Annotated in this window: 14 protein-coding genes; 9 read left to right on the forward strand and 5 right to left on the reverse strand. The window is 68.1% G+C overall.

The window, feature by feature from the left end; all coding sequences use genetic code 11:
• Positions 1-1308 carry a hypothetical protein gene (locus ACLJO0_RS08390; RefSeq protein ID WP_410577361.1) on the forward strand — a complete coding sequence of 436 codons (1308 nt, stop codon included), beginning with the start codon at positions 1-3 and terminating at the stop codon, positions 1306-1308.
• A gap of 72 nt (positions 1309-1380) precedes the next feature.
• Here ACLJO0_RS08390 and ACLJO0_RS08395 read toward each other — a convergent pair whose 3' ends face one another.
• The 4 genes from ACLJO0_RS08395 to ACLJO0_RS08410 all read right to left on the reverse strand — a co-directional run bounded on the left by ACLJO0_RS08395 (position 1381) and on the right by ACLJO0_RS08410 (position 5854).
• Positions 1381-2448, reverse strand: coding sequence for a 2-oxoacid:ferredoxin oxidoreductase subunit beta (locus tag ACLJO0_RS08395; RefSeq protein ID WP_410577363.1), 1068 nt, complete (start codon positions 2446-2448; stop codon positions 1381-1383).
• Positions 2445-4352, reverse strand: a complete 1908-nt coding sequence (locus ACLJO0_RS08400) for a 2-oxoacid:acceptor oxidoreductase subunit alpha (protein ID WP_410577365.1) — start codon at positions 4350-4352, stop codon at positions 2445-2447. The genes ACLJO0_RS08395 and ACLJO0_RS08400 overlap by 4 nt, the downstream gene beginning before the upstream one ends.
• Positions 4353-4641: 289 nt before the next feature.
• Positions 4642-5394: an enoyl-CoA hydratase gene (locus tag ACLJO0_RS08405; RefSeq protein ID WP_125790170.1), complete on the reverse strand. Its 753-nt coding sequence runs from the start codon at positions 5392-5394 to the stop codon at positions 4642-4644.
• Between the two features lie 13 nt (positions 5395-5407).
• Positions 5408-5854 carry an Lrp/AsnC family transcriptional regulator gene (locus tag ACLJO0_RS08410; protein ID WP_005151923.1) on the reverse strand — a complete coding sequence of 149 codons (447 nt, stop codon included), beginning with the start codon at positions 5852-5854 and terminating at the stop codon, positions 5408-5410.
• Positions 5855-5928: 74 nt separating this feature from the next.
• On the opposite strand from ACLJO0_RS08410, the gene ddaH reads away from it, so the two are divergent.
• The 3 genes from ddaH to ACLJO0_RS08425 all read left to right on the forward strand — a co-directional run bounded on the left by ddaH (position 5929) and on the right by ACLJO0_RS08425 (position 8308).
• A complete protein-coding gene (gene ddaH, locus ACLJO0_RS08415) occupies positions 5929-6774 on the forward strand; it encodes a dimethylargininase (RefSeq protein ID WP_410577368.1) in 846 nt (281 codons plus the stop codon).
• A gap of 91 nt (positions 6775-6865) precedes the next feature.
• Positions 6866-7522, forward strand: a complete 657-nt coding sequence (locus tag ACLJO0_RS08420; protein ID WP_410577370.1) for a polysaccharide deacetylase family protein — start codon at positions 6866-6868, stop codon at positions 7520-7522.
• Between the two features lie 117 nt (positions 7523-7639).
• Positions 7640-8308 carry a glycoside hydrolase family 75 protein gene (locus tag ACLJO0_RS08425; RefSeq protein ID WP_410577371.1) on the forward strand — a complete coding sequence of 223 codons (669 nt, stop codon included), beginning with the start codon at positions 7640-7642 and terminating at the stop codon, positions 8306-8308.
• A 23-nt stretch (positions 8309-8331) separates the two neighbouring features.
• On the opposite strand, the gene ACLJO0_RS08430 is transcribed toward ACLJO0_RS08425, so the two are convergent.
• The gene (locus ACLJO0_RS08430) at positions 8332-9741 is read right to left on the reverse strand and encodes an SdrD B-like domain-containing protein (RefSeq protein WP_410577372.1); all 1410 of its coding nucleotides are present in this window, start codon (positions 9739-9741) and stop codon (positions 8332-8334) included.
• Between the two features lie 299 nt (positions 9742-10040).
• On the opposite strand from ACLJO0_RS08430, the gene ACLJO0_RS08435 reads away from it, so the two are divergent.
• The 5 genes from ACLJO0_RS08435 to asnB all read left to right on the forward strand — a co-directional run bounded on the left by ACLJO0_RS08435 (position 10041) and on the right by asnB (position 17407).
• Entirely contained in the window at positions 10041-11357 is a 1317-nt protein-coding gene (locus tag ACLJO0_RS08435; protein WP_410577373.1) for a nucleotide sugar dehydrogenase, read from the forward strand.
• Positions 11338-12525 carry a glycosyltransferase family 4 protein gene (locus tag ACLJO0_RS08440; protein ID WP_410577375.1) on the forward strand — a complete coding sequence of 396 codons (1188 nt, stop codon included), beginning with the start codon at positions 11338-11340 and terminating at the stop codon, positions 12523-12525. The genes ACLJO0_RS08435 and ACLJO0_RS08440 overlap by 20 nt, the downstream gene beginning before the upstream one ends.
• A gap of 139 nt (positions 12526-12664) precedes the next feature.
• Positions 12665-13945 carry an exopolysaccharide biosynthesis protein gene (locus tag ACLJO0_RS08445; protein WP_410577377.1) on the forward strand — a complete coding sequence of 427 codons (1281 nt, stop codon included), beginning with the start codon at positions 12665-12667 and terminating at the stop codon, positions 13943-13945.
• A complete protein-coding gene (locus ACLJO0_RS08450) occupies positions 13942-15492 on the forward strand; it encodes a Wzz/FepE/Etk N-terminal domain-containing protein (protein ID WP_410577379.1) in 1551 nt (516 codons plus the stop codon). The genes ACLJO0_RS08445 and ACLJO0_RS08450 overlap by 4 nt, the downstream gene beginning before the upstream one ends.
• Positions 15493-15505: 13 nt before the next feature.
• On the forward strand, positions 15506-17407 hold the full coding sequence (gene asnB / locus ACLJO0_RS08455) for an asparagine synthase (glutamine-hydrolyzing) (RefSeq protein WP_410577381.1): 1902 nt from the start codon (positions 15506-15508) through the stop codon (positions 17405-17407).
• Positions 17408-17556 lie beyond the last annotated feature (149 nt).

The raw sequence follows: 17556 nt of genomic DNA on the forward strand, positions 1-17556 counted from the left end.
ATGTCCATTTTCGGACAGGTTTGGCTGTGGAGTCTGCTGGCGTTCGTCGTCGGCGCGCTGCTCACCTGGCTGGTGCTGGTGATCCCGGCGCGCAAGCGCATCCGTGAGCTGGAAAGCTCGCTGGCCACCGCGCACGCCGAGACGTCCCGGCTGCCCGCCGGGGTGAGTCTCGGTGCGGGTGCCGCGGCCGTCGCCGGCGGCACCGCGTACCTCACGAAGCCGTCGCACGACGAGCTGGACGAGGAGTTCGCGGCGGTCGAGGAACCGAAGCCCGCGTACCCCGAGACGCTCACCGACCAGGAACCCGCGCAGCAGTGGACCGAACCTGCTCAGGAGCCTGCCCCGGAGGTCGTCGAGGAGCCCGTCGCCGCCCCGACGCAGACCTTCGAGCCCGAAGAAGAGTACGAGGCCGAGTACCGCACGGCGCCCCAGACGGACCAGGAGCCCGAACCGGAGCACTCTGCCGAGCGGACGCAGTACATCCCGGCGGCGCAGCCGGAGCCCGAGCCGGAGCCGGACCCCGAGCCTGATCCGGAGCCGGGGAACCCGTACGTCAGCGCGGCGACCGAGTACCTCCAGCCCGCGTCGAAGCTGGACGTCGAGCCGGAACCCGAGCCCGAGCCTCAGCCGCCTGTGCCGAGCGAAGGGCCGTACCGGTCCCGCCTGGAGATGCAGCTGGACCCGGAAGGCGTCGAGACGCAGCCGGAGCCGGTGTCGCTGTTCAACCCCGCGTCACGCGTGGAGACGGAGCAGGCGCCCGTCGAGACCAACTGGTTCGAACGCGAAGAAGAGCTGCACGATCCGCCCGCGTACGCCTTCGGTTCCGACGAAGAAGCGAAGGCCGGGCTCCTCGATTCGGAGCCCGAGACGCCCGCCGAAGCCACCCAGGTGCTGCCCAAGCGCACGCCCCGGGGCGCGGTCCGCGGTGGTTTCGAGCCGCCGCAGCCGATCCAGCCGTCCATGCGGGCGATCGAACGTCGTGAGCCGGAACTGTCCGGCGGGCAGAGCGGCTCGCTGTTCGAGCCCGCCGTCCAGCCCGGCGACGCGATGCCGGCGCCCGAGCCCCCGCCCGCGCGGCAGGTCGCCGCACCGGTGACCGAGTCCGTTCCGCCCGGCCCCTTCGGTCCCGGCTCGGCGATGCCGCGGCCGGGCGGTGGCCGTCCGGCCGACGACTTCGCGGTCAAGGCCAGCGTGACGGCCCTGCGGTACTGCACCGAGGACTCGCCGCAGTTCCCGAAGATGGTCGCGGAGGTCTGGTTCCGGTCCGCCGCCGATGCGGAGCGTGTGGGCTTCCGTCCTCTCACCTGACAAACGCTATGAAAGGTCCTTTCCTTGCAAAATTTGCAAGGAAAGGACCTTTCATAGCGTTCGGGTACGGAACTAGCTCACGACGGTCCAGGTGTCCTTGCCGCGCAGCAACCCCTGCAGATCGGGCTTGCGGGCGGCCTGAGCCTCGGCGACCTGGGCACGTGCCTGGTCGTCGTAGGTGGGCCGCTCGACCTGCCGCAGGATGCCGGTCGGCACGTGGTTCAGGTTCTGGTCGCCGATCCGCGAAAGCGCGAACGCGTACGAGGTGTCCTCGATGGTCGGGTCGTGCACGACGAGGTTCTCCTCACCGATGTTCGCGACCTTCCCGACTTCCAGCCCGGCCCAGCCGCCGCGTGTGACACCGTATTCGCCCTGCGGGCCGAACTTGATCGGCTCGCCGGGCTTCAGCGGGATGAGCCGGCTCGCGGCCTCGTCCTTGTCCTTGAGGACGTCGAAAGCGCCGTCGTTGAAGATCGGGCAGTTCTGGTAGATCTCCACCAGCGCCGATCCGCGATGCTTCGCGGCGGCCTCCAGCACCTCGGTCAGGCCCTTGCGGTCCGAGTCGAGCGCGCGGCCCACGAACGACGCCTCGGCGCCGATCGCCAGCGAGAGCGGGTTGAACGGGGTGTCGACCGAGCCCATCGGGGTGGACTTGGTGACCATGCCCGGCCCGGACGTCGGCGAGTACTGGCCCTTGGTGAGGCCGTAGATGCGGTTGTTGAACAGCAGGATCTTGATGTTCACGTTGCGCCGCAACGCGTGGATCAGGTGGTTGCCGCCGATGGACAGCGCGTCGCCGTCACCGGTGACGACCCACACCGACAGATCCGGTCGCGCGGTCGCGAGCCCGGTCGCGATCGACGGCGCGCGGCCGTGGATCGAGTGCATGCCGTAGGTGTTCAGGTAGTACGGGAACCGGGACGAGCAGCCGATACCCGAGATGAACACGATGTTCTCGCGTTTGAGGCCGAGCGTCGGCAGGAACGACTGCACGGCGTTGAGCACGACGTAGTCCCCGCAGCCGGGACACCAGCGGACCTCCTGGTCCGACTTGTAGTCCTTCGCCTTCTGCGGTTCGGTCTCGGTCGGCACAAGGTCCAGGCCGCCGAGGGTGGGGATCCCCAGGTCGATCGCGGTCACTTCGTCCCCTCCGTACTGGTGATGACTTCCGTGAAGACGCCTTGCAGCTCTTCCGCCTTGAACGGCAGCCCGGCGACCTTCGTGTACGACTTCACGTCGACGAGGTACTTGGCCCTCAAGAGCATCGAAAGCTGGCCGAGATTCATTTCAGGGACCACGACGGTGTCGTACGAACGGAGTACGTCACCGAGGTTGCCCGGGAACGGGTTGAGATGCCGTAGATGCGCCTGCGCGATGGGCATCCCGCCCTTGCGGACGCGGCGGCACGCGGCGCCGATCGGGCCGTAGGACGAGCCCCAGCCGAGCGCCAGCACCCGTGCCTTGCCGCCGCTCGGGTCGTCGACGACGAGATCGGGGACGTCGACGCCGTCGATCTTGGCCTGGCGCAGGCGGACCATCTTGTCGTGGTTGTCGGGCTCGTAGGAGATGTGGCCGGTCTTGTCGGCCTTCTCCAGCCCGCCGATGCGGTGCTGCAGACCGGCCTCGCCCGGCACCGCCCACGCCCGGGCGAGGGTCTCGGGATCGCGTACATACGGCCAGAATTCCCCGGAACCGTCCTCGGCATTCGGCTCGGTGGCGAATTCCACGCGCAGATCCGGCAGGTCTTCGACGTCCGGGATCAGCCACGGCTCCGAGCCGTTCGCGATCGCGCCGTCCGAGAGCAGGAAGACCGGCGTGCGGTACTTCAGCGCGATCCGGGTGGCCTCCAGCGCCGCGTCGAAGCAGTCCGCGGGGGACAGCGGCGCGACGATCGGCACCGGGGATTCGCCGTTGCGGCCGAACATCGCCTGCAGCAGGTCGGCCTGCTCGGTCTTGGTCGGCAGCCCGGTCGACGGACCGCCGCGCTGGACGTCGATGACGACCAGCGGCAGTTCGGTCATCACCGCGAGACCGATGGCCTCGGACTTCAGCGCGACACCGGGCCCGGACGTCGAGGTGACGCCCAGCGCACCGCCGTAGGAGGCGCCGAGCGCCGCGCCGATGCCGGCGATCTCGTCCTCGGCCTGGAAGGTGAGGATGCCGTAGTTCTTGTGCTTGGACAGCTCGTGGAGGATGTCCGACGCCGGGGTGATCGGGTACGTGCCCAGCAGGATCTGCAGGCCGGACTGCTGCCCGGCGGCGACCAGCCCGTACGCCAGCGCGGTGTTCCCGGTGATCTGGCGGTACGTGCCCTGGTTCAGCTTCGCGGGCGCGACCTCGTACGTCGTCGCGAACGACTCGGTCGTCTCGCCGTAGTTCCAGCCGGCGCGGAAGGCCAGGATGTTGGCCTCGGCGATGTCGGTCTTCTTCGCGAACTTCTCGCGCAGGAACCGTTCCGTGCCTTCGGTCGGCCGGTGGTACATCCAGGAGAGCAGCCCGAGCGCGAACATGTTCTTCGCGCGTTCGGCGTCCTTTTTGGACAGTCCGGTCTCTTCGAGCGCGCCCCTGGTCAACGTCGACATGGCCACCCGGTGGACTTGATAGGCCGAAAGGGTGTCGTCGTCGAGCGGGTCGTTGTCGTAACCGACCTTGACCAGGTTCCGCTTCGTGAACTCGTCGGTGTTGAGGATGATCGTCCCGCCCGACGGGACGTCGGCGAGGTTCGCCTTCAGCGCGGCGGGGTTCATGGCGACCAGGACGTCCGGCCGGTCGCCCGGCGTCAGGATGTCGTAGTCGGCGAAGTGCACCTGGAAGCTCGAGACGCCCGGGATGGTGCCCTGGGGCGCGCGGATCTCCGCGGGGAAGTTCGGCATGGTCGACAGGTCGTTGCCGAACGCGGCCGCTTCCGAGGTGAACCTGTCACCTGTCAGCTGCATGCCGTCACCGGAGTCGCCGGCGAACCGGATGACCACCCGGTCCAGCTTGGCGACCTCGGTCGGCCTGACGGCCGACAAGGAGCCGTTGCCGTTCGCACTCGTGCTCATAGGTCAGGGATTCCCTCTCTCCCGACGTGCGTCGTCCCCGGCCGTGCCGGAGATCCGGTGCCTCGCCCGGCGATGTCGGCCAGGTCACAGGTGCCATGTCCCGAGGTTAGTCCTCGGCACACAACCCAGGTTGCCCTAAAAATGGCCTGGACCTACTTCTCGAGTGTCCTGAGCTCGTCGCTGAGCGGGGGTTTCCCGGTTTATCTGTTACCGATGGTAACGGTTAGTCGTACGCCTCGATTGTGAGCCGTATCTCCTTCAAGGGTAGTGAAGTCCGGTCAGGGAACGGTCATCGGCCGGTCATCGCGGCCCGCAACCTGGTCAGTCGTTCGGCGAACGCGGGTGCGGTGAGTGATGCCAGCTGCGGCTCGATCTCGGCGTCGACGGCGGCCGAATGGTCGGTCAGTGAAGCGGTGTGCCGAAGCGTGCGCTTCGTCGCCAGGAGAACGTCGCGCGGGGCATCGACAGCGGGTTTCGCCAGTTCACGGGCGGCCTCGACGAGATCGCCGTCGACGAGCTTGAGCGCGAGCCCGGATTCGACAGCGGCTTCGGCGCCGACGACCTCACCGAAGAGTGTCATCGCCGCGGCCTTCTGCGGTCCGACGAGCCGCTGGATCATCCAGGTCATCCCGCCACCGGGATGGATGCCGAGATCGAGAAATCTGGCCACGAACTTCGCCTTCGGTCCCACGATGCGGACGTCCGCGGCGAGCGCGAGGTTCAGTCCGGCACCCACGGCGGCACCGCCGACCGCGGCGATCGTCGGCAAGGAACACCGCGCAACCGAGAGGAATCCGTCGTAGATCGCACGGAGCCCGTCCTCCCGGGCGCCGGCGAGTGTGTCCAGGTCCGCGCCCGCGCAGAAGGCCGGTGGCGCGCCGGTGACGACCAAAGCGTGGACGCTCTCGTCGGCTTCGGCGCTCGCGACGGCCTCGGCCAGCTGGGCGGACAAGGTGAGGGTCAGGGCGTTGCGGGTCGCGGGCGCGTCGATGGTGAGCACGGCGACGCCGCCGTCGTGGCTGGAGCGGATCTGATCGGTCACAGGACCGAGGGTGTCACGCTTCGGGGGTCGGCGGGCGTTCCAGTAACCGGGAGAGGACGACGGTGGAGACCGTGCGGTCGACGATCTCCAGCCCGCGCAGCCGCTCCAGCGCGGTCTCCAGATGGTGGATGTCCGACGCGCGCAGGTGGACGATCGCGTCGGCCGCGCCGGACACCGTGTACGCCGCGACGACCTCCGGCAACGGCTCCAGCCTGGCGCGGATCCGGGCCGGGGTGATGTTGCCGTTGCAGGTCATCTCGACGAACGCCTCGGTGCCCCAGCCCAGTGCCTCGGGATCCACGACCGCGGTGAAGCCGCGCAGGACCCCGGTTTCGAGCAGCCTGTCGACCCGTCGCTTCACCGCGGGCGCGGACAGACCGACGACTTTGCCGATGTCGGCGTAGCTGGACCTCGCATTGGCCATCAGGCATGAAACGATTCGCTGGTCGATGGTGTTCACACGCAATGTTTAGCAGGTATATGCGCAGCGAACAGCGATTGATTGCGGAATTAGGTGAGCCTTACCCTTCGGGTATGCCGGAACTGGAGCAGCAGCCCCGTGTACCCACGACGCGCCGCTACCTCATGTGCCCGCCGCGGTACTTCGCGGTGGATTACGTCATCAACCCCTGGATGGACCCATCCGTCCCGGTCAGCGTCGACACCGCGATGGCGCAATGGACCGAACTCCGTGACACCTACCGACGCCTCGGCCACACCGTCGAGGAGATCGACGCGCAGCCCGGCCTGCCCGACATGGTGTTCGCCGCGAACTCCGGCACCGTCGTCGACGGCCGCGTCCTCGGCTCGCGGTTCCGCGCCCCGCAGCGCACCGCCGAGGCCGAGCACTTCCGCCGCTGGTTCGTCGAGCACGGCTACCGCGACATCACCATGCCGGAGAAGATCAACGAGGCCGAAGGCGACTTCGCCTGGACCGGCAAGATCCTGCTCGCCGGCACCGGCTTCCGGACCGACCCGGCCGCGCACGCCGAAGCGCAGGAGGTCCTCGGTGTCCCGGTCGTCTCGCTGCGGCTGATCGACCCGAGCTACTACCACCTCGACACCGCGCTGTTCGTGCTCGCCGAGGCCACCGACACCACGACCGCCCAGATCGCCTACTACCCGGAAGCGTTCTCGGCCGGGTCGCGGAAGGTGCTGGAGCGGATGTTCCCGGACGCGGTAATCGCGGACCGGGCCGACGCGGAGTGCTTCGGGCTCAACGGGGTGTCCGACGGCCGCAACGTCGTCCTGCCGGTCGAGGCGACCGGATTGGCGGCGCGGCTGACCGAACGCGGCTACGAGGTCGTCTTCCTGGACATCTCCGAGCTTCGGAAGGCGGGCGGCGGCCCGAAGTGCTGCACCCTGGAGATCCGCAAGTAATCCATTCGTGGACACCTTGCGGGATCATGTAACTACTCCGTTCGCCAACTCGATTAATCGGGAAATACAGTCGGTCCCGAATGAGGCGCGGATGGTGATCCTGGCGATAGGCGGCGTGGGCAGGCCCGTGCGCGCGCTGGATCCAGGCGAAAACGAAACATGGGTGACCGTCGAGCAGTTCGAGCGAGTGCTCGACACGGTGGCCGGACGGGAAGACGTCGGGCTCACCTTCGACGACGGCAACTCCTCCGACGTCGAGATCGCGCTCCCCAGACTGGTGGAGCGCGATCTCACGGCGGAGTTCTTCCCGCTGGCCGGTCGCATCGGTCAGCGGGGCTTCCTCGACGCCGACGGCCTTCGCAAGCTGGTCGACGCGGGGATGTCGATCGGCTCGCACGGCTGGGAACATCGCGACTGGCGGCGGCTCGACGGCAGGCACGCCCGGCGCGAACTCGAAACCGCGCCGAAACTGCTCGCCGACCTGAGCGGGGAACCCGTGCGCGCGTACGCGCCGCCGTTCGGCGCCTACGACCGGCGGGTGCTCAGCAGGCTCCGGCGTTCCGGCGCGACGAGGGTCTACACGACCGAAGGCGGCGCGGCGTCGCGCGACGGCTGGCTGCGGCCGCGGGTCGAGGTCCGGCACGACGTCGACCAGGAGTGGCTCGACAGCGTGCTCGCTGAACGAGACGGCCTGTACCACCGAGCGGGACGGGCCATCGCGCGAGTCGCCAGGCTTGCCCGCTTTTGACCGGTTTTCGTTGCATAGTGGGAAAACAACATCCCGCAGACCCTTGAGTCGAATCGCGCACGGCGGCATCCTGAGCATCCTCGGTAAAGAAGTCTTATTAACTAAGGGGTGCTCGGTATGCGGAAACTACTGCTGTTCTCGACCATGGTGGCGGCCGCGGGACTGGCCCCCGCGGCGACGGCCGTGGCCGCCCCCTCGGTGCAGGCGGCCCCGACCGCCCAGCAGTTGCTGGCGAAGACCACCGCCTGCAAGCAGATCTCGAACGGCAAGTACAAGACCGACGACGAGACCGGCCGCACCATCGCGGTCTGCGACGCGGGTGGCGCCGTGTTCTGGAAGGCCGACATGGACGTCGACTGCGACGGGCAGCCGACCGCGCGGTGCAACAAGACCACCGACCCGTGGTTCCAGGACGGCACCGCGTACCCGCGCTCCGACGGCAAGGCGCTGATCGCCGACCAGACGCCCTACATCGTCGTGCCGAGCATCAGCAGCACGTGGAACTTCGAGAAGTCCGGCCTCAAGGGCGCCGGCTCGTGCGCGGTGATCTACAACAACAAGGTGCTCTACACCGTCATCGGCGACACCGGCCCGAAGGACATCATCGGCGAGGCGTCCTACGCGACCGCGAAATCCTTGGGCATCAACCCGGACCCGAAGAACGGCGGCGTCGACTCGGGCGTGACGTACATCTGCTTCAAGAACTCGAAGGTGTCGCCGACCGAGGACCACGGGAAGGCGACCTCCGTGGGGCAGGGGCTCGCGGCGAAGTTCGTTCAGGGGTAACGGAAAACCCGGTCTCCCGAGCGTCAGCGCGGTTCCAGCTGCACCCACCACTCCCAGCCGTACGGCGGTGCGACGTGGTGGACGGTCGAGTCGTCGACCGCCTTCCAGGGGCCGACGACCCGGAACTCGTATTCGCCGGCGGCGACATTGGGGAAGGTCACGTATCCCTTGGCGTCGGTCTTGGCGAGCGAAACCAGCTTGTTGTCCTTTGTGGACAACGTGACGGTGGTGTTCGGCAGGCCTTCACCGTCGTCCGGCTGGTAGTTGCGGTTCTTGTCGACCCAGGCCAGCCCTCGGGAATCGGCTCGCTTGCCGGGTACCTTGGCTTCGGCCGACACCCACGGGCCGCGCAGGTAGGTCTTGCCGTTGAAGTTGCAGTCGAGGACGGTCTTGCCGAAGTATTGCGCCTTCTCGGGCACTTGGCCGGTCAGGGTGAGGACCAGTCGCCCTCCCGCGGCCAGCGCGCCCGCCTGTGCGGGACCGAAGGAACCCCACTGCTCCTGCGGGATCTTCAGGTCGATATCAGTGCCGTGCGGGTCTCTGCAGGTCGCGTAGAGGCCGGAAAGCGGGGACGCGCCGCTGTTCGTGAGAGTGACCGTCACCTTGGCGGTCTCTCCGGGCGCATAGTGCGCCTTGTCGAATTCGATCTTCGCCGAAAGGTCCTTTTCGAGCGGCTGCCTGCCTTGGACGCTCAGGTTCTGGTACTTGCCGCTGCCGTCCAAGCGCATCAGATCGCCCTCCGGGAACAGCCAGCCGTCAGGGTCGTTCCTGAAGTACAGCACCCGAGTGGCGCCGACCGGGACCGCGTCGAAGGAGAACCGTCCCGCGGAATCCGTGACCACCGACAGTGGCTGCGGCAGCCCGGGGCCGCCCACCAGTGCCGTGAGCCCGGCCAGTTCCTCGCCGGGGGTATGCAGGCCGTCGCGGTTCTTGTCTCCGTAGACCTGCCCGGCGACACGTTCGGTCGTCTCCGGCGGAATCGGGTTCACCGGGACGTCGGTGCTGTTGTCCGAGTAGTCGGTGTCGGCCGGGGCGCTCAAGTCGATCCTCACCACGGGGTTGCCCGCCTCGGCGCCCCAGATCCGGCCGGTCACTCGATAGGTCCGGCTCTCGCCCGCCTCGAAGGACGCTCCGGAGCCGTTCGTGTCCAGGTCGCCCCACGTGTTCAAGTCGAAGCCGTAGTAGGGGCCGGAATAGGTACTTCCCGTGGCTTTGACGTCGGTCGCCCTGGCATCGCCGATGTTGGTGATCTTGAGGTCGATCGGGATGTTGTCCTCGCGGAGCCAGAGCCCTTCCGGTACGGCCGCCGTGATCTTGAGGTTCGGGCCGGGCTCGGCGTACGCGGGTACCGCGGCCATCGCTCCGGTGAGGGTGAGGGCCAAGGTCAGCGCGCTGACGGCGCGGACGGACCGGCAGGGCAGGGTTCTGCGCATCGATGTTCCCCCAGGTGCTCGTCGTTGACGGAACGAACCTAAGAGCCGCGTCGTCCGATTGACCAGTACGGAACATTCCGGCGTTACCGGAGGGCAACCGCGAGGGCGTTCCGGGCGTGTACAGGAGATCGAGACGAAACCCTTATGCGCGTCCTGTAGCGTTTCGCACCCTTCGAGCGATGAGTAATTCCCTTGCCGCACAGGCATTCCGCCAAAAGCAGGCGAACCGTGGACACCGGTAACGAACCCGGTCCTCCTGCCGACCAACGGTCAGCGGAATGCGGCTGGAGGAATTCGTCATGAAGATCAGTGTCTTCGGGCTCGGTTACGTCGGTTGCGTGTCGGCGGCGTGCCTGGCCGGGCGTGGGCACGAGGTCGTCGGGGTCGACGTGAACCCGGTGAAGATCGACCTCGTCTCCAGCGGCAAGGCGCCGGTGGTCGAGGAGCGGATCGGGGAACTGACCGCGGAAGTGGTCGCCCAAGGCAGACTGAGAGCGACCACCGACGTAAGACAGGCGATCGCGGACAGCGAAGTCTCCCTCATCTGCGTCGGTACCCCCTCCGCTCTCAACGGCAGCCTGTCGACGGCGTTCCTGGAGCGCGTGGCCGAGGAAATCGGCGAAGCGCTCAAGGCAAAAACACAGCGGCACACCGTCGTCTTCCGCAGCACCATGCTCCCGGGCACCTGTCTGGACCTGCTCGTCCCCATCCTCGAAAAGTCGTCCGGTCTCACCGCCGGTGTCGATTTCGGGGTCGCGGTGAACCCCGAGTTCCTGCGCGAGGGGAGCAGCGTCAAGGACTTCTTCGACCCGCCCAAGACCGTCATCGGCGAGCTCGACGCGGCCAGCGGTGACGTCGTCGCGGCGCTGTACGAAGGGCTTCCCGGCGAGGTCTTCCGCGTCGCGATCCCGGTGGCCGAGATGACGAAGTACGCCGACAACTCCTTCCACGGGCTCAAGATCGGCTTCGCGAACGAGCTCGGCTCCATCTGCCGCGCGCTGGGGCTCGACTCGCATCAGGTGATGGACGTCTTCCTCGCCGACCGCAAGCTCAACATCAGTCCCGCCTACCTCCGCCCCGGGTTCGCTTTCGGCGGCTCGTGCCTCCCCAAGGATCTGCGTGGCCTGGTCTACGCCGCGCACCGCGCGGACGTCGCCGTCCCGATCCTGTCGCACGTGCTGCCCTCGAACGACGAACACCTCCAGCGCGCCTTCGACCTGGTCGCGCGCACCGGCAAACGCAAGGTCGGGCTGTTCGGCCTGTCCTTCAAACCCGGCACCGACGACCTCCGCGAGAGCCCGCTCGTCGAGCTGGCGGAGCGGCTGCTCGGCAAGGGGTACGACCTCCGCATCTACGACGCCAACGTCAGCCTTTCGCGGCTGATGGGCGCGAACCGCGAGTACATCGAGGGCAGGTTGCCGCATCTCGGCCAGCTGCTGGCCGGTTCCATCGGCGAGGTCGTCGACCACGCCGAGGTCTGCCTCATCGGCTGCACCGACCCGGAGGTCCTCGCGGCGCTCCCGGCGGGCGGCGGCCACACCATCGTCGATCTCGTCCGTGTACCCGACGCCGACCGGCGCCGGACTGAAGAGGGATATGTCGGCCTTGCCTGGTAAAGCTCTCATCCTCGTCGAGAACCTTTCCGTCCCCTTCGATCGCCGCGTCTGGCAGGAGTGCCAGACACTCCGTGACGCGGGCTGGGAAGTCCACGTCATCTGTCCACAAGGGACGAAGCGGGACACCGAAGCCGAAGTCACCATCGACGGCGTCCACATCCTGCGGTACCCGCTGAAGGCCGCCACCGGTGGCCCGGCCGGGTACGTCCAGGAGTACGGCTCCGCGCTGTGGCACACGCTCCGGCTCGCCCGCAAGGTCGGCCGGGTGGACGTCGTGCACGCCTGCAACCCGCCGGATCTGCTGTTCCTGGTCGCGCTGTACCTCAAGCGCCAGGGCGCGAAGTTCATCTTCGACCAGCACGACCTGTGTCCCGAGCTGTACCTTTCGCGGTTCGACCGCGGCGAGGACTTCCTGTACCGCGCGGTCTGCGCGCTGGAGCGCCGCACCTACAAGACGGCCGACGTCGTCATCGCGACCAACGAGAGCTACAAGGACGTCGCCGTGAAGCGCGGCGGCAAGTCGCCGGAAGACGTCTTCGTCGTGCGAAGCGCGCCTGTGGTCGAGCGGTTCCACATGGTCCCGGTCGAGCCCGAGCTGAAGAAGGGCAAGCCGCATCTGCTCGCGTACCTCGGCGTGATGGGCCCGCAGGACGGCGTCGACTACGCCTTGCGAGCGCTCGCGTCGCTGCGTGACGTCGTCGGCCGCACCGACTGGCACGCCGTGTTCATCGGTTCCGGTGACGCCTTCGACGCCATGGTGGCGTTGTCGAAGGAACTGAAGCTCGACGACCAGGTCGAGTTCACCGGCCGGATCCCCGACGAAGACCTGCTGCGTTATCTGTCCGCGGCCGACGTCTGCCTTTCGCCGGACCCCCTCAATCCGCTCAACGACGTGTCGACCATGAACAAGATCATGGAGTACATGGCGATGAGCCGTCCCATCGTCTCGTTCGAGCTCCGGGAGGCCCGGGTTTCGGCCGGGGAGGCCGCGCTGTACGCGCCGGCGAACGACGAGCCGGAGTTCGCGAAGCTGATCGCGCATCTGCTCGACTCGCCGGAGCAGCGGGCCGCGATGGGTGAGCTGGGGCGGGCGCGCGTCGCCGGTCCGCTTTCTTGGGAGAACTCCCAGAAAGCCCTGCTCTCGGCCTACGAGGCCGCGATCCGTTGATCGACTTCCCGGTCGCGTTTTGAACAAGACTGGGGCGATTCTGTAACCAACGCCGTGGTCGGTCCGACGGGATTCATGCCACACCCAACCGCGCCGATGGGAGATCCCGGCTTTGAGTGACGACACGGTGCGCCTGTCCATGATCGGACAGGTTCTGCGCGGGAGGTGGCGGACCCTGGTGGTCCTCGCCCTCCTCGGCGCCTTGGTCGGCGCGGGATCGTCGGTGATCCTTTCCCCCGGCTACCGGACCACCTCCAGCGTGCTGCTGCAGGGCCCGCGTGAGGCGGACGAACTGCTCACCCAGGCCGAGGTGGCGACCAGTTCGGTCGTGCTCGACCGGGCCGCCGCCGGGCTCGGGGACGGCGAGACCGGCGCCGACCTGCGGGACAAGGTGACCACGTCGGTCGCGCAGGGCAATGTCATCACCATCGAGGCCATCGGTGACACCGCCGAACAGACGCAGCGGCTCGCGGACCAGCTCGCCCAGGAGTTCGTGAAGTACTCCACGCAGATCATCGCCGGTTCCGGCGACGCCGCCGTGCAGCTGGCGCAGGAGCGCCGCGAGACGCTGCGGCAGCAGGTCGCGCAGACCAACCAGCGGATCAGTGAACTTTCGGCGAAGGTCAACGACGGCAAGACGACCGTGGAGAGCGTCCAGCTCCGCACCGAACTGCAAGGGCTGCGCTCGACGATCGAGTCGGCGATGTCCACGTTGAACGCCGCCGACACGGCGAGCGGTCTCGGCAACATGGTCGTGCTGGGTTCGGCCGAGCTGCCGTCTTCGGCGGCCGCACCCACCTTGCCGCAGCTCGCCATCGGCGGCGCGGCGTTGTTCTTCCTGATCGGCCTGCTCGGGCACCTTTTCATCGCCCGCACCGACCGGCGGTTGCGTGGCGAGGAGGAGATCGCCGCGGCGATCGGCGGCCCGGTGCTGGCCACCTTCGACGCCGTGGACCGGCGCCCGGCGGGAGCCACCCTGCGGGCCAAGATCCTCCGTGACGACCGGCCGTGGAACATCCCGCGGGTCGACGTCTTCGCCGACGAGATCGACGCCGACATCCAGTACCGGCGCCTGGTTTCGCGGCTCCCGCACCGGCGGCTGCTCGTCCTCGCCGCGGACGGTGACCACGCCGGGCAGGCGGCCGCCGGGCGGATCACCCGTCTCGCCGGCCGGTGGTTCGCGCCGGTGACGGTGTCCCCGGCGCGGCCCGTCCTCGAAGACGCCGACGCCGAGGGCGTCCTCGTCGTGACGAGCCTCGGCTCCCGGTCCGCTTGGGAGCTGGTCGGGATCGCCGAAGCCGTCGCCGACGCCGGCCTCACCGTGGTGGGCACCGTGCTGCTCCGCCCCGTCTCCCCGACCCGAACCCGGCCCGGCGCGCCCACCCCCGCCGACCACGAAGCACTGGCAGGTACCGCGTGACCAGCGCCGAAAAAGCGAAGTCCGAACCGCTCATCGACCTGCAGCGGCTGGTCGTCTCGGTGCGGAGACGGCGTCGCCTGTGGACGTCCATGGCCCTGCTGGGCCTGATCCTCGGCGGGCTGGTCGCGGTGTTCCTGCCGTCGCCGCCCACCGCCGTCGCGCAGATCCTGGTCGTCCACCCCGACGACTCGCCGACCGACAGCGGAACACTGATGCGGACCGACGTCGCCGTGCTCCAGACGACGAAGACCGCCACCGAGGCACTCAAGAAGCTGAACAGCACCCAGGCGCCGGAGGAGTTCCTCAAGGACTACGAGGGGCTGGGCCTGACGAACAACGTCCTCCAGCTGACGGTCAAGGGCAAGACCAACGAGGAGGCCGTGGCCCGCGCGCAGGCGATCTCCGATTCCTTCATCACCGAGTACATCTCGCGCAACCAGGCGGCCGCGGCGGCCGAGCAGAAGGCCCTGCTCGACCAGCGCAACCAGGCACAGAACGAACTCGGCTCCATCGAGTCGGCGATCGTGGCCGAGGAAGCCAAGAACCGCAACGCCAACCCCGCGCAGCTGGAACGGCTGTACTCGCGCCGCGCGGAGCTGACGTCCAAGATCTCGGACTACGACGGCCGCGCGCAGGAGGCGGGCATCGGCACGCCGAAGGTCGCCGCCGGGACGCAGATCGTCGACGCGCCGCGGATCCTGCCGCAGTCCTTCCTCAAGACGCTCGCCACCGACGCCGGGATCGGCTTCGCGCTCGGGCTGCTCGCCGGGCTGGGGCTCGCTGCCGTCACGAGCGTGGTGAAGGACCGGCCGGTGCTGCGCCGCGAGATCTCGCAGCACCTCGGCGCTTCCGTGATCGCGCAACTGCCCAAGCCGCCGCGTTTCCTGCGACGCTCGCGTGCGGTGACCAGCCGGCGGCGGGTCGCGACGACGCTGGTCCGTGCGGTCCGGCACGAGGGCGGTTCGGTGTCCTTGCTCGACCTCGGTGCCCGGCAGATCACCGCCGCGCTCGCCGTCGACATGGCGCGCGAGCTGGCGGAGAAGGGGACGGCGTCGCTCGTCGACGACCTGCCGAAGACGAATCTCCGGGAGCTGGCAGGCCAAGGCCCGATCCAGGTGCTTGATCGCGGAGACACGCCGCCCGCGGCCGGGGAACGCCGGATCGGCGTCGGTTCGGTTGAGCCCGGGACGTCGTGGACCGACCTCGAAGTCCTCGGTGAGGAGACGATCCTCGTCGTCCGCACCGGGCACGCGAACACCGAATGGCTGCACACCGTCGCCCGCCAGCTGGCCGACCGGCACATCCCGATCATCGGGGTCGTCGTGGTGGATCCGGATCCGCGCGACCACACCGACGGGACGCTGTGGGACGGCCTGCACACGGCGTTGCGCGGGCGGGCGGCCCGGTCCATGCCGAAGCCGGTGGAGATGTTCCCGAAGAAGAACGGGCATCCGACGCCGTACAAACGCGCCAAGGAACTCGGCAACGCCGATCAGCCGACCAAACGATTCGCGCCGGTTTCACCGGACAACGCCGAAGCGCTTTAGGGAGCGAAAGCAGATGTGCGGCATCGCAGGGGCCTACTTCTGGCCGGACGGGGGCCCGCTCACCGATCGGCTCACCAAGACCCTCGCCCATCGCGGGCCGGACGGTTCCGGCCGGTACGACCACGGGGAAGTCCACTTAGGACACCGAAGGCTGTCGATCGTCGACCTGACCGAGACCGGCGCGCAGCCGATGGTCTCCGGCGGGCTCGCGCTGACCTACAACGGCGAGCTGTACAACGCGCCGGAGCTGCGGAAAGAGCTCGAAGCCGCCGGGGTGCGGTTCCGGGGGACGTCCGATACCGAGGTCCTGCTGGAGGCGTGGCGCAAGTGGGGCACCGACGGCCTGCACCGGCTTCGCGGCATGTTCGCTTTCGGTGTCTTCGACGAGCGCACCGGCGCCTTGACCCTGGTGCGGGACCAGCTGGGCATCAAACCGCTGTTCCTGGTGCGCCGCGGCAAGGGTGTCACGTTCGCCTCGGAGCTGAAGGCGCTGGCCGCCGAACTCGGCGGTTCCCTGACCGTCGACGACACCGCGCTCGTCGCCTCCTTGCTCTACTACTGGGTTCCGGACGGCCGCTGCGCGTTCCGCGAGGCCGAGAAGCTGCCGCCGGGCAGCTGGGCGCGGTTCCGGCCGAACGGCGACGTCGAACGCGGCACCTTCTGGTCGCTGCGCCAGGTCGCCGAGGAAGGTGCCGCGTACGAGGGCGAGTTCGACCTCAACGACGTCATCGAGGACTCCACACGCAAGCACCTGATGGCCGACGTGCCGGTCGCGACATTCCTCTCCGGCGGGCTCGACTCCAGTTACCTGACCGCGATCGCCGCCCGTGAACAGCCGGGGATCTCCGCGTACACCATCGGCTTCCGGGCCGAGGACGCGAAGTTCGAGGCGATGCCGGACGACCTGATGTACGCGAAGAAGGTCGCCGCGAAGTTCGGCGTCGACCTGCACGAGATCGAGATCGCGCCGCAGGTGCTCGATCTGCTGCCGCGGATGACGTACCACCTCGACGAGCCGATCGGCGATCCGGCGGCGATCAACAGCTACCTGATCTGCACCGCCGCCCGTGAGGCCGGGGTCAAGGTGATGCTGTCCGGCATGGGTGCCGACGAGCTGTTCGCCGGGTATCGCAAGCATCTCGCGAACAAGATCGCCGTGCGGTACCAACGGGTTCCCGGTCTCGTGCGGCGTCCGGTGGAGTCCCTCGTGGACAGACTGCCGGTGGCGACGTCGAAGCGCGGATTCCGTTCGGTGCGGTTCGCCAAGCGGTTCCTCTCGTTTGCGGAACTGCCGGAGGAGACCGCGTTCCGGCGCAGCTACACGATGTACGACCAGGCCGAGCTCGTCGCGCTGCTGAACCCGGACCTCGCGGGCGCGGTGGACGACGTGATCACCGAACACGCGGACACCTATCACGACAACACGCTGACCGACTTCGTGAACCGCATGTGCCTCGCCGATTCGCGGCTGTTCCTGCCCGGGCTCAACCTCGCCTACACCGACCGGTCCAGCATGGCCGCGTCCACCGAGGTGCGGACGCCGTTCGTCGACATCGAAGTCGTGAAGGCCGCGTTCCGGATCCCCGGCGACAAGAAGATCGTGAAGCGCCAAGGAAAGATGGCACTGAAGGAAGCGGCGCTCTCGATTCTTCCCGCCGAGATCGTGCACCGGCCGAAGGGCCTGTTCAGCGCACCACTGCGGGCTTGGATGAGCCGCGACCTCGCGCCACTGGTGCGCGAGGTGACGAACGAAGGCGAATTGGTGAAGGCTGGATTCCTCCAGCGTGAGGCCCTGCAACGGCTCGTCGACGAAGACGCGTCCGGGCAGCAGGACCGGTCCAAGCACCTCTGGCACATCTTGACCCTCGAGTACTGGTATCGCGGTGCCATTTCCGCCCGGTCCGGTGGGTCATGAGTGGCGATTTATGGCCAAGACGTGTCGCGAAAGCCACTTTCGGGACGCCTGGTGTCCCGAAAGTCCCCTTCACAACACCCGACACCTTTGCCTTGCCCCCGAAACGCCACTCACGAACACCTGTACCGACGCGGTACCGCAGCCGCCAC

It is taken from the genome of Amycolatopsis sp. lyj-108, assembly GCF_046549005.1.
Lineage (GTDB): Bacteria > Actinomycetota > Actinomycetes > Mycobacteriales > Pseudonocardiaceae > Amycolatopsis.

Excerpts from the sequence above, each read along its gene's own strand:
- ACLJO0_RS08390 (WP_410577361.1), top strand. The coding sequence starts at position 1 with ATGTCCATTTTCGGACAGGTTTGGCTGTGGAGTCTGCTGGCGTTCGTC.
- ACLJO0_RS08400 (WP_410577365.1), bottom strand. The coding sequence starts at position 4,352 with ATGAGCACGAGTGCGAACGGCAACGGCTCCTTGTCGGCCGTCAGGCCG.
- ddaH (WP_410577368.1), top strand. The coding sequence starts at position 5,929 with ATGCCGGAACTGGAGCAGCAGCCCCGTGTACCCACGACGCGCCGCTAC.
- ACLJO0_RS08420 (WP_410577370.1), top strand. The coding sequence starts at position 6,866 with ATGGTGATCCTGGCGATAGGCGGCGTGGGCAGGCCCGTGCGCGCGCTG.
- ACLJO0_RS08425 (WP_410577371.1), top strand. The coding sequence starts at position 7,640 with ATGCGGAAACTACTGCTGTTCTCGACCATGGTGGCGGCCGCGGGACTG.
- ACLJO0_RS08430 (WP_410577372.1), bottom strand. The coding sequence starts at position 9,741 with ATGCGCAGAACCCTGCCCTGCCGGTCCGTCCGCGCCGTCAGCGCGCTG.
- ACLJO0_RS08435 (WP_410577373.1), top strand. The coding sequence starts at position 10,041 with ATGAAGATCAGTGTCTTCGGGCTCGGTTACGTCGGTTGCGTGTCGGCG.
- ACLJO0_RS08440 (WP_410577375.1), top strand. The coding sequence starts at position 11,338 with ATGTCGGCCTTGCCTGGTAAAGCTCTCATCCTCGTCGAGAACCTTTCC.
- ACLJO0_RS08445 (WP_410577377.1), top strand. The coding sequence starts at position 12,665 with ATGATCGGACAGGTTCTGCGCGGGAGGTGGCGGACCCTGGTGGTCCTC.
- asnB (WP_410577381.1), top strand. The coding sequence starts at position 15,506 with ATGTGCGGCATCGCAGGGGCCTACTTCTGGCCGGACGGGGGCCCGCTC.